Below are 12,105 nucleotides of genomic sequence, written 5' to 3'. Positions count from 1 at the left end.
CCCGCCGTATGTTGCATCATTTTGAATCTGATTTTGGCACCAGCCTGTTTTATGCATTTGAAGTTAGTACCGACTCCCTGCTACACCAGCCCGTGCAGGAACAACCTTCTGTAGGCCTTTACCCGACGATGAGTGCAGGACCAACTACCCTCGACTATTTCAGTAATACAGCCGAAAAAGTAACGGTACGCCTGGTAAGTGATCCGGGCAATCAATTGGTAGAAGAGCATATCTATGAAAACCTTAAGGAAGGCATCTTCCAATACGATCTCAGTTATTTACCCGCCCAGCGCTATTATGTGCAGGTATGGGTAAAAGGAAAAATGGTTTTTAATAAACGATTACGCATCGTTTTCCGGCAATAAGCAGGAATGCCTGACTGATCTAAAAAAATTAGTCGTAAATTCTGCCCTAATTAATTCACCAACAACTCAACGAACATGCAATCGCAACGCAGACAGTTTCTCAAGTTAATGGGTGGCCTGGCTATCGGCGCAACCGGTGTGGCCTGTATGAATAACTCTTCCGAAAATAAATCGGATGAGCAGAAAAACGCCCCTGAAGCAACGAACAAACAATTATTTTTTGAAATTTCTCTGGCACAATGGTCGCTCCATAAAGCACTGTTCGAGAAAAAAATGGATAACCTGGATTTTGCTGCCAAAGCAAGAAAAGATTTCGGGATAGGCGTTGTTGAATATGTAAACCAGTTCTTCAAGGATAAAGCCAAAGACACCGCTTACCTGAATGAAATGCTTAAACGCTGTAGTGATAATGAGGTAAAAAATCACCTGATCATGATCGACGGGGAAGGCGAAATTGGTCATAAAGTAGAAGCCGAGCGGATTAAAGCGGTTGAAAATCATTATAAGTGGGTAGATGCCGCCAAACACCTTGGTTGTGCAACCATCCGCGTAAACGCAGCCGGGCAGGGAACGGCGGAAGAAATAGCTAAAACAGCGGCAGATGGACTGACCCGCCTCGGTGAATACGCCGAAAAAGTTGGTATCAACGTAATTGTTGAAAACCATGGTGGCTATTCCTCCAACGGAGCATGGCTGGCAGGTGTAATGAAAGCGGTAAATAAACCCAATGTGGGCACTCTTCCGGATTTCGGCAATTTCTGCATTCAGCGGGAAGAGGGTAACTGGCGGAACTGCCTGGATGCATATGACCGTTACCAGGGCACCCAGGAATTAATGCCCTATGCAAAAGGGGTAAGTGCAAAATCACATGATTTTGATGAGCAGGGTAATGAAAAAGAAACGGATTATACCAAGATGCTGCAAATTGTAAAAGCAGCAGGCTTTAAAGGGTATATCGGCATTGAATACGAAGGAGAAATCCTGAGTGAAGACGAAGGTATCCGGAAAACAAAAGCCCTGCTTGAAAAAGCAGGAGCGCTTGTATCCTAAAATTAGCTGGGAGGATGGTTATTGCCATCCTCCTCCTAAAGCCCGGTATAAATTAACTTTCGCCTGCATCATTTTAAGGCGGGTTTCCACCAGCTCTAATTCGGCATCCAACACGCCTTTCTGCGCTGTAATAACTTCGAGGTAATTGGCATAACCGCCCACATACAGATCACGGGCAGTTTGAACTGCTTTTGACAGTACATTAAATTCTTTCTCTTTCAGGTAAAATTGTTTGCTGAGGTTACTCCAGCCATTCATCAGCGTACTTACTTCATTGTACGCTCCTACTAAAGATTTCTGGTAGCTGGCAAAAGCGGCCAGCTGTTCGGCCGTAGCTATGCGATAATCCGCTTTTAACTGGCGCCGATTCAATAAAGGAGCCGTTAATCCGCCCGCCACCCCAAGGGCCAGTGACTCGGGACTGAACCATTTGGCGGCATTGTAGGTATGCAGTCCGATCATTGGCTGCAGCGTTAATGCCGGTAAAAATGCAGCTCGTATGGCTTTGATATCTGCTTTGCTGGCTTCCAGTACATACCCCGCTTCCTGTACATCGGGGCGCTGAAAAAGAACATCGGCTGGGAAACCAACCGGTAAAGGTGCCGGATGCACATCCTGGAAAGCAAATTTTGTGCGTTTCACCGGTGCATCAAACTGGTTAGCCAGAAAATTCAGTTCATTTTCAATGGCAACCATCTCCTGCTTCATTACCCATTCAAGGGTTTGTGTCCGATACAATTGTGCTTCAAACTGCTGTACCGCCAGTTCGGTAGCCCTGCCTCCCTCCTTCTGAATTTTTACCACTTCCAATGCCTGTTGCTGAAGCTTTATATTGGTTTGTACAATATCGAGTTCAATGTCTACGGCTGCCAGTTCATAGTAAAGCGAAGCAACCTGTGACACCAACTGGGTGGTAATGAATTTGCGGCCATTTTCAGCTGCCAGCAAACGGGCCATGGCTGCTTTTTTCTGTGCTTTCAGTTTACCCCATAGATCAATTTCCCATTGGCTGCGGATGCCGACGAAGAGATCGGGTACCGGGTTCGGCACTTTTTGGTCCTCTTTCAGGTTCGGGGATAAGTTCATGTCATAATTTCCCACACCATTCATGGTATATTCTCCGAAACGATCCAATCCGCCTGAAATAACGCCCTGTACTGCGGGCAGGAAAGCCGCCCTGCGCTGAAATACCTGCTGGTTCATGATCTCAACCCGTTGCAAAGCAATCACCTGATCCTGGTTATGTTTTAACACCGTATCGATCAGGTTTTTCAAAAGAGAATCGGTATAAAAAATATTCCAATGAAAATTACCGGCAGAAGTGCTGTCTATCCGCGAAGCAGAGCTGTCTGCTTTCGGAAGAAATTCATCCGGAATTTTTTTCTCTTCCGGCAAAGGAGGTGGGGCTGCCACACGGCAGCCTGCCAATACCAGCAAAAGAATACCTGTGTATCCAATCAGTTTAAAACTACGTTTATGCATCACCGTCAATTGATTCGTTATCGATCGTTGTTTTCTTAACCGGCGCTTTTAACAAGGAAGCAAAAAGCACGTATAAACCCGGAATTATCAATACCCCGAACAGGGTTCCGATTAACATACCTCCTGCTGCTGCGGTGCCTATAGAACGGTTACCCATTGCACCGGCGCCGGAAGCCAGGCAAAGGGGCAAAAGGCCGGCTATAAATGCAAAGGAAGTCATCAGGATAGGACGTAATCTTGAAGCAGCACCTTCCACGGCCGCTGCCAGCACCGAATGGCCCTCTTCGCGGCGAAGTATAGCAAACTCCACAATCAGGATAGCATTTTTTCCCAATAACCCAATCAGCATTACCAGTGCCACCTGCGCGTATATATTATTTTCGAGGCCAACCATCCACAATGCAAAAAAGGCCCCGAATATACCCGCAGGTAATGATAACAATACCGGCAGAGGCAGTAGAAAACTTTCATACTGTGCAGCCAGCAGCAGGTATACGAATACCAGGCATATCAAAAAGATATAAACTGCCTGATTCCCGGACAAAATCTGTTCGCGGGTCATACCACTCCATTCATAACTGAATCCACGCGGTAAATCAGCTGCAGCAGCTTCAATTTCGCGGATGGCATCTCCACTGCTGAAACCCGGCCTGGAATCGCCGGTAACCATGGCAGAGGTATACATATTGTACCGCGTAAGCTGTTCCGGACCATATACCCTTTCCAGTTGTACAAACGTGGAATACGGCACCATTTCTCCCTTATTGTTTTTTACATAGAGTTGCAAAATATCTTCGGGGTTTTTGCGGTATTGAGGATAGGCCTGTACCATTACTTTATACATCTGCCCAAAGCGGATAAAATTGGTTGCATAAAAACTTCCCAGCAAGGTTTGCAGGGTGCTCATAGCATTATCCACCGTTACACCCTTTTTAGCAGCCATATCATAATCGATATGCAGTAAATACTGCGGAAAACTGGGATCAAAACTGGTAAATGCGCCACTGATTACCGGCGATTCTTCCAGGCGTTGAATCAGGTCGTTGGTAACAGCCGCAGTTTTTTCAAGATTACCCGTTCCTGTTTTATCCAGCACCCTGAATTCAAATCCACTGGCATTACCAAAGCCCGGAACAGTAGGTGGTGGAAAAAACTCTATCTGGGCATCTTTAATATGTTTGGTTTTTGCTATAAGCGCATCCATCATATCCTGTACAGACTCTTTCCTTTCTTCCCAGGGTTTAAGGTTAATCATACCCATACCATAGGAAGCACCTGCCACATCGTTCATTAAACTAAAACCCGCCAGCGTGGCAATATTTTCGACCGGTTCCAGGCTGCTGGCTACTTTCTGAATTTCATCCAGCACCTTTTCTGTACGTTCAACAGTTGCGCCCGGCGGAGTGGTAACGTTTACATAAATCATTCCCTGGTCTTCCGTAGGTATAAAGCCGGAAGGAAGAATTTTAATGATACCAAACGTCAATAAACAGAAGAGTAAAAACAAGGAAAAAGTGAGCACTCTCTTTGCGGCAATTTTTTGTATAAGACGCGCATACCAACGCTCTGTCTTATCATAATTTTTATTAAAGCCGGAAAAGAAACGACCTAGCAGGTTCCTGCTTTTTACTTCATCATGCCGCATCATGAGGGCACATAATGCGGGTGTTAGAGTAAGCGCATTAATGCCTGAAATAACAATGGCAATGGCCAGTGTTATGGAAAACTGGCGATAAAATACCCCAACCGGCCCACTCAGGAAAGCCACCGGAATAAATACGGCCGACATTACCAGGGTAATTGCAAGAATGGCTCCCGTAATTTCTTTCATCGCCTTAATAGTGGCTTCCAGCGGGGGCAGGTGATCCTGCGACATCTTAACATGCACTGCTTCCACCACTACAATGGCGTTATCCACCACAATTCCAATGGCCAGTACAAGTGCAAACAAGGTCAGCAGGTTAATAGAAAAGCCCAGCATCTGCATAAATGCCAGGGTACCAATTAAGGCAACCGGTACGGCCAGTGCAGGTATAAGCGTAGAGCGAAAATCCTGCAGGAAAATAAATACTACGATAAATACCAGTATAAATGCCTCCAACAAAGTTTTTAATACTTCGTTTATAGAAGCATCCAGGAAACGGGAAACATCATAGGAAATATTGTATTCCATGCCTGGAGGAAAACTGGTTTGCTTAAGTTCTGCCATCCGGTCTTTAACCGACTGTATTACATCACGGGCATTGGAACCAGGCCGTTGTTTCAGCATGATGGAGGCTGCCGGGCGGCCATCGGTTTTAGACACCATGCTATAGGTCATGGCGCCAAATTCAACATCTGCCACATCTTTCAGGCGAAGAAGGGTTCCGTCTTCCTTGGCACGGATAACCACATCGGCATACTGGCCGGGTTCAAAAAACTTTCCAGTATATTTCAACACATACTGTAAAGGCTGGGTTTGTTTACCGGAACTCTCTCCCACTTTTCCTGGTGCCGCTTCAATGTTCTGGTTCCGCAGAGCCTGTACTACTTCCTCGGCAGACACATTGTAAGCCAGCATCCGGTCTGGTTTTAACCAAACCCGCATAGAGTACTCTTTTTGTCCCATTATCTCTGCAAAGCCAACCCCGTCAATCCTTTTTAATTCCTGCAGAATATTGATATCGGCAAAATTGTAAATAAAATCTTCATCCGCTGATTCATCCGTACTCATTAAGTTGAGATAAAGCAGCATACTGTTCACTTCTTTTTCCGTAGTAACGCCCGCTTTAATTACTTCTTCAGGTAATTCGTCCAGGATAGTAGTTACCCGGTTTTGCACGTTAACCGCTGCAAGGTCCGGATCGGTGCCTACTTCAAAATAAACCTGGATAAGTGTATTACCGTTATTGCTGGAAACGGAAGACATATAGGTCATACCGGGTACACCGTTGATAGCCCGTTCCAGGGGGGTGGCTACTGCTTTAGCACATACTTCTGCATTAGCGCCGGTATATTTGGCACTAACTACCACAGAGGGAGGAACAATATCAGGGAACTGTGTTACCGGCAAGCTAAACAGGGCCAGTAATCCCAATAGGGTTATCAGCAAGGAAATTACCAGCGACAATACCGGCCGCCGGATAAATAATTCTACCATTGATTAAGCTTAATTTGAAAGCACTGTGGTGAAAAGAGGATTGATGGCCATACCGTCTCTCAGGTCCTGGATACCTTCATAAACAATAGTATCGCCTGCATCTAACCCGGAGGCTACGATATAATATTGCGCCACTCGCCTGGCCGGCATAAATGGTTTTTGCCGGATGATTTTGTTTTGATCCATTACATACACAAAATGTTTATCCTGGATTTCAAATACGGCTTTCTGTGGAACCATTACAATATTATTGGCGGTATTGCTGAGTCGTACCCGTCCGGATGCACCATGTTTCAGCAACCGGTCCGGATTGGGAAAAACGGCCCGGAAAGCAATGGAACCGGTACTCTCATCAAACTCTCCTTCAATGGTTTCAATTTTACCTTTGTGGGTATAGGGCGATCCGTCTGCCAATACTAGCTGCACGGTTTCGGTTTCCGTTAAACTTCCTTTAGCCCCCCTGGTTAATTGCAGGTATTCAATTTCAGAAACATTGAAATAGGCATAAATAGACCGATTATCTGAAATAGTGGTCAGCAGGGTGCCCGATTCAATCAAACTTCCTTTTTTAAGGGGAATGCGATTAACGATACCATCAAACGGGGCTTTGATAGCGGTATAAGAGAGTTGCAGGTTGGCCAGGTCATGTGCAGATAAGGCTTCTTTTACCTTTGCCTGCGCAGCCATCAGCCGAGCTTCTGCCAGTTTCAGTTCAGAAGCTGCCACTACATTTTTTTCAGCCAGTGTTCTTACCCTGCCAACTTCCAGTTCAGCCACATGCGCTTCGGCATGTGCATTGGAAAGCTGGGCTTCCGTTTTGGCCACGGCATTGGTATACTCCGAAACATTTATCAGAAAAAGAGGCTGTCCCTTTTTTACAAACTGGCCTTCATCTACCATAATCTGTTCCAGGAAACCATCCACTTTTGCACGGATTTCCACATTTTGAACAGCCTGAATATCGGCTACATACCCGGTATAAAGGGTAGTATCCGAATGTGCCAGTTTTACTACCGGAATTTGTTCCGGTTCATTTGTTGCAGATTTATCGTCTTTTGTTCGGCAACCAATAAAAATAATAGCCATACCCCACGCAGCTGCACGGAAATGTCCAGTCATGTTGTTAATTTAAAATGATCACTAATTAAATACTGCTTCACATAATGGCAGTGATCATCAAAATGGCTTTAAACGGAACAGGAACCCAACAAAATCAGGTTTAATGGAGAAATCGTCCGGTTGATGTAGTGGAAAAACTACCCGAACTAATTTAAAACTAATGAAAATTGCCAAACCTCCCACGGAGGGGGCCAGGTTGGTCATGCGAATATTCACCGACCGGATCGCTTCCGGTATCCAGTTGGCAAATTCAAATCGCAGGGCAGAAAACGATAACAAATCCGGCGCTTCATCGCCCTGCTCCAGCACTACTGCCTGCATGCAGGTATTAACGCCCACCCCATTGTTCACTGCGCCCGCTACTGTGTCTGCTAACGGCAGCACAAGTAAAAGGAATACGCCAATGAATGCCTTTAACCTTTTTTGAAAAGGTACTCTCATGATAGGTTTCCGGGGGTTTGTTGAATCGTTTCAAAGTTACTTCCCCCTTCTGATTAAAATCTCTAAGAAAGATGAAAAAATCCTTAAAATTTCCTAAAGAAACCTGTTTAAGTGTTGATTTACAATTTATTCTAATGCATTCAGACTGGTTAGCTGCTAGTTCTTTTTGCTGAAAAACCAGGACAAAAAATCCGGTTCCGCAAAGGCATTGTCCCAGCTATTATGATTTACCCCCGGGTATTCTTTATAAACTACCGACGCCTTTAATGCTTTTAACCTGTTTACCATAACCCTTGATAATTCAACATTAACCACAGCATCCTCTGCTCCGTGAAAAACCCGGAAAGCTACCCTTGCCATTTGTTTCGAATAGGCATCGGGGTTTCCGCCACCACAGATGGGTGCTGCTGCTGCAAACAAGCCGGGTTCCCGGTATATGGCCTCAAAGGTTCCCATTCCCCCCATGGATAAACCAGTAATATATACCTGCTTTTTTTCTATGCTTCCCGCATCCAGCAGTTGATGCACTAATTCAAGCGCTGCATTCAGCGGACCGGAGGCCGCACCGGAATAATCGAAACTAATTTCATAGGGGGTACTGTTGCGGTTCACTTTAGCATTTGCCCAGTAACTGTTTTGCGGGCACTGGGGAAAAACCACTATCGCGGGAAAGCGGGTTCTGTTGGAATCTGCCAGGAACAGCCTGGCGCCATGTACCAACTGGCTTTCATTATCCTTCCCCCTTTCACCGGCGCCATGTAATACAAGAAGCAATGGATACTTTTTTCCAGGCTTATAATGGAGAGGGTAAAGAATCCGGTAAGGAAGGGTATCACCGCGGGAACTTACAAAGGTTTTTTTCTCAAACAAACTGAGATCCTGTGCGCTGGCACAGCTAATTGTTAGCAGAAAGGTAATAAACAGGAAAAGGAATCGCATCGTTATGGCTTATCCATAAAGATACGATTCCTCTTTTTCAGAACGATTGGTATCAGAGGCTCACCCCTCTTTTCCAGGGAATAAAATCTTCCTGGTTCAGCAGAACCGCTTTGGGAATTACTTCCCCACTGGCCGCCTTGATACAATAGGCTAAAATTTCTTCCCCCATTTGTTGAATCGATTTTTCGCCGGTAATAATGGGGCCGGTATCAATGTCTATAATATCGCCCATACGTTTAGCAAGGGCGCTGTTGGTAGACAGTTTAATAGTGGGACAAACAGGGTTTCCGGTAGGGGTGCCCAAACCGGTGGTGAAAAGAATAAGGGTGGCTCCGGAAGCCGCTTTACCCGTGGTAGCTTCTACGTCGTTTCCGGGCGTACAAACAAGGCTGAGCCCGGGTTTGGTTGCCTGTTCCGTATAATCCAACACATCTACTACCGGGGAATTTCCGCCTTTTTTGGCAGCCCCTGCACTTTTAATAGCATCCGTAATAAGACCATCGCGGATATTACCCGGAGAAGGATTCATATAAAATCCTGATCCGGATTGGTGTGCCAGCGCATCATAGGAATCCATCAGGTGGATAAACTTGCGGGCGGTAGCTTCATCCACACTCCGATCGATCAGGTCTTGTTCAGCACCGCATAATTCCGGGAATTCGGCCAGTAATATTTTTCCGCCCAATGCTACTACCAGGTCTGCGCAATAGCCCACCGCAGGGTTTGCAGAAATACCGCTGAAACCATCGCTGCCGCCACATTTTACACCAATACAGAGTTTATCCAGGGAAGCCGGTGCCCGCTTAAGTTGATTGATTTCCTGCAGACCCTTAAACGTTGTTCGGATAGCTTCGGTAATCAACTCCTCTTCTGAACGGGATTGCTGTTGTTCAAATACATACAGGGGTTTATCAAACTGGGGATTTGTAGCTTTTATTTCCTTTAAAAGATCATTGGTTTGCAAATGCTGGCAACCAAGGCTAAGGATAGTAATACCCCCCACATTCGGATGATTGGCATAAGCGGCCAATAATTTTCCAAGGATCTCCGAGTCCTGGCGGATACCGCCACAACCGCCGTCGTGATTCAGAAATTTTATACCGTCTACATTGGGGAATACCCGGTGATTAGGCGCGCCGGAGGGTTGTAGCTGAACGGTTAACAGGTCCTCTCCTTTTTCGAGAGCGCTAACCAGGTCGCGGGTGTATCGTTTGTACTTCTGCGTTACACTGTATCCCAATTCATTTAACAGGGCTTCTTTTATTACATCCATGTTCCTGTTTTCACAAAAAACAGTGGGTATAAACAGCCAGTAGTTTGCCGTTCCCACTCTGCCGTCTGACCGGTGGTAACCCTGAAAACTGAGTTCGCGGAATTTATCTACATTGGGTGCTTCCCATTCCAGCTTTACGTTTCTAAAACCATAGGGGTCTGCTGCGTGTTTCAGGTTTTCGGTGGTAAGTAATTCACCGGCAGGCAGGGACAATTGTACTTTCCCAACGGTAACACCGTACATGATCACCGGATCTCCTTGCTGAAGCGGCCCGATGGTGAATTTGTGCTTGGCCGGCACGTCAGAAAACAATTCGATGGGTTTTCCCTGCCAGTCAATTACCTGGCCTTTTTTTAAATTATGGAGAGCTACCAGGACATTGTCCTTCGGATTTACCTGCAGAATAGATGCGTTCATGATTGCAGCGTTATTCAGTAATAGTTTTATCAAGATGAACATACCCCCCGTCAACATGAATCAGCTGGCCGGTGGTATGACTCGATTTATTCGACAAAAGAAAAGCTGTGGTATAAGCTATTTCCTCTGGTGTGGTCATTCGGTTTTCGAATGGAATTCGTTTATTAATGCTATCCAGTTTTGCTTTCGGATCGGCAAGGGTCTCAATCCAGGTAGCATATTGGGGTGTCCAGCATTCAGCCACCACAATGGCATTTACGCGGATTCCGTATTTCAGCAGTTCTACTGCCCATTCACGGGTTAGCGCATTTCTGCCACCATTGGAAGCTGCATAACCAGAAGTATTTCCCTGACCGGTTTCTGCTGTCTTTGAACTGATGTTCAAAATAGCTCCCTTGGATTTGATCAACGCAGGAAGGGCATGATGGGCCATCAGATAATAATGTACCAGGCTTTTATGGAGCGATTCCATAAAGTCTTTATAATTTCCTTTTTCCAACCCCACGCCGTCGTTTTTACCGGCATTGTTTACCAGCCCGTCTATCCGGCCATATTTTACCAGCACGTAGTCAACGGCTGCTTTGCAGGCCGCAGGGTCGGCCAATTCAGCGGCATACTGATCCGCTTTTTGTCCGGCTGCCTGCAATTCATCCACCAGCTTTTGGTTATCTTTTGCGTCTCTTCCTATTATAATAGGGTATGCTCCTTCCGCTGCCAGTACCCGCACAATACCTTCTCCGATACCTTTTGCCCCGCCGGTTACGATTATAATCTTATGCTGTAATTCCAAATTCATAGTGCAGCTTGTTAATGTGAAAAAGCAATCAGTTCCTGGCGCGATGTTCCCAACCCGTCAATACCCAGTTCCATAATATCGCCTGGCTGAAGATAAACCTGGGGGTTCATACCCAATCCTACGCCAGCAGGTGTACCTGTAGAAATGATATCTCCGGGAAGAAGGGTCATAAACTGCGAGGTATAAGCAATCAGGTGAGGAATATTAAAAATCAGGTTGCTGGTATTTCCATCCTGCATTTGTTTACCATTAACGGTAAGCCATAGTCGAAGGGCATGTACATCCGATACTTCATCTTTGGTAACCAGCCAGGGGCCAATGGGTGCAAACGTATCACAACCTTTTCCCTTATCCCAGGTGCCACCGCGTTCCAATTGATACGCCCGTTCACTTATATCATTGTGTAGAGCATAACCTGCTACATATTCAAATGCGTCTTTTTCCTCGACATAACTGGCTTTTTTTCCAATTACTACAGCCAACTCCACTTCCCAGTCTGTTTTTTCCGAACCACGGGGTATCATTACCTGGTCGTTCGGGCCAATCAGCGCCGTGGTTGATTTCATAAAAATAACCGGCTCGGTAGGGGGTGTTGCGTTGGTTTCATTGGCATGATCGATATAATTCAGACCAATGCAAACTATTTTCGACGGCCTTGCAACGGGCGCCCCCAGGCGGGTACCTGCCGGTATTTCCGGTAATTCACTACCAATTTCGCTAAGTATATCTTTTAAGCGGTTTAATCCATCTTCTGCAAAAAACTGCTCATTGTAATCCTGAAAATGCGCGGATACATCCAATTGTCTTCCATCCACTAAAATTCCTGGTTTTTCCTGGCCCGGGTTACCAAATCGTATTAATTTCATCCATTAAGTATTTAAGGTTACAAAACCACCATCAATGGGATAGTCTGAACCGGTAATAAATGCGGCTTCGTCTGAACAGAGATAGATCATCAGGTGCGCAATTTCTTCCGGTTTTCCCATTCTGCCAATCGGCTGGCTGGCGGATAGTTTTTCAAAAATTTCTGTTTCTTTTCCGGGATAATTTTTTGCGATGAATCCATCCACAAAAGGCGTATGAA

At 45.7% G+C, this 12,105-nt stretch carries 11 protein-coding genes; 2 read left to right on the top strand and 9 right to left on the bottom strand.

From position 1 onward, the window contains the following. The coding region (locus tag A1D16_RS19170) for a hypothetical protein (RefSeq protein ID WP_290712519.1) at positions 1-365 on the top strand (365 nt) is incomplete at its 5' end. Between the two features lie 75 nt (positions 366-440). After that, positions 441-1,415: a sugar phosphate isomerase/epimerase family protein gene (locus A1D16_RS19165; protein ID WP_290712517.1), complete on the top strand. Its 975-nt coding sequence runs from the start codon at positions 441-443 to the stop codon at positions 1,413-1,415. A gap of 18 nt (positions 1,416-1,433) precedes the next feature. Here A1D16_RS19165 and A1D16_RS19160 read toward each other — a convergent pair whose 3' ends face one another. The 9 genes from A1D16_RS19160 to A1D16_RS19120 all read right to left on the bottom strand — a co-directional run. Beyond that, complete coding sequence (locus tag A1D16_RS19160) at positions 1,434-2,897, bottom strand: TolC family protein (RefSeq protein WP_290712515.1); 1,464 nt, start codon at positions 2,895-2,897, stop codon at positions 1,434-1,436. Continuing rightward, positions 2,890-6,036, bottom strand: coding sequence for an efflux RND transporter permease subunit (locus tag A1D16_RS19155; protein WP_290712513.1), 3,147 nt, complete (start codon positions 6,034-6,036; stop codon positions 2,890-2,892). Before A1D16_RS19155 ends, A1D16_RS19160 begins: the two co-directional genes overlap by 8 nt. A 9-nt stretch (positions 6,037-6,045) precedes the next feature. Further along, the gene (locus tag A1D16_RS19150) at positions 6,046-7,155 is read right to left on the bottom strand and encodes an efflux RND transporter periplasmic adaptor subunit (protein ID WP_290712511.1); all 1,110 of its coding nucleotides are present in this window, start codon (positions 7,153-7,155) and stop codon (positions 6,046-6,048) included. Between the two features lie 57 nt (positions 7,156-7,212). Further along, on the bottom strand, positions 7,213-7,596 hold the full coding sequence (locus tag A1D16_RS19145; RefSeq protein ID WP_290712509.1) for a hypothetical protein: 384 nt from the start codon (positions 7,594-7,596) through the stop codon (positions 7,213-7,215). Positions 7,597-7,752: 156 nt separating this feature from the next. Then, positions 7,753-8,535 carry an alpha/beta hydrolase-fold protein gene (locus A1D16_RS19140; protein ID WP_290712507.1) on the bottom strand — a complete coding sequence of 261 codons (783 nt, stop codon included), beginning with the start codon at positions 8,533-8,535 and terminating at the stop codon, positions 7,753-7,755. A gap of 52 nt (positions 8,536-8,587) precedes the next feature. Further along, the gene (locus A1D16_RS19135) at positions 8,588-10,225 is read right to left on the bottom strand and encodes an altronate dehydratase family protein (protein ID WP_290712505.1); all 1,638 of its coding nucleotides are present in this window, start codon (positions 10,223-10,225) and stop codon (positions 8,588-8,590) included. A 10-nt stretch (positions 10,226-10,235) separates the two neighbouring features. Beyond that, positions 10,236-11,021 carry an SDR family oxidoreductase gene (locus tag A1D16_RS19130; protein WP_290712503.1) on the bottom strand — a complete coding sequence of 262 codons (786 nt, stop codon included), beginning with the start codon at positions 11,019-11,021 and terminating at the stop codon, positions 10,236-10,238. A gap of 11 nt (positions 11,022-11,032) precedes the next feature. Continuing rightward, a complete protein-coding gene (locus tag A1D16_RS19125) occupies positions 11,033-11,887 on the bottom strand; it encodes a fumarylacetoacetate hydrolase family protein (RefSeq protein ID WP_290712501.1) in 855 nt (284 codons plus the stop codon). A gap of 3 nt (positions 11,888-11,890) precedes the next feature. Beyond that, positions 11,891-12,105 (bottom strand): SDR family oxidoreductase (locus tag A1D16_RS19120; RefSeq protein ID WP_290712499.1); only part of this gene is annotated, 215 nt, incomplete at its 5' end.

The sequence above is a fragment of the Flavihumibacter sp. CACIAM 22H1 genome, from assembly GCF_001601815.1.
Classification (GTDB): domain Bacteria; phylum Bacteroidota; class Bacteroidia; order Chitinophagales; family Chitinophagaceae; genus Flavihumibacter.
Note: the sequence above shows the minus strand (reverse complement) of the source record. Positions and strands in the feature narration are given on the sequence as shown.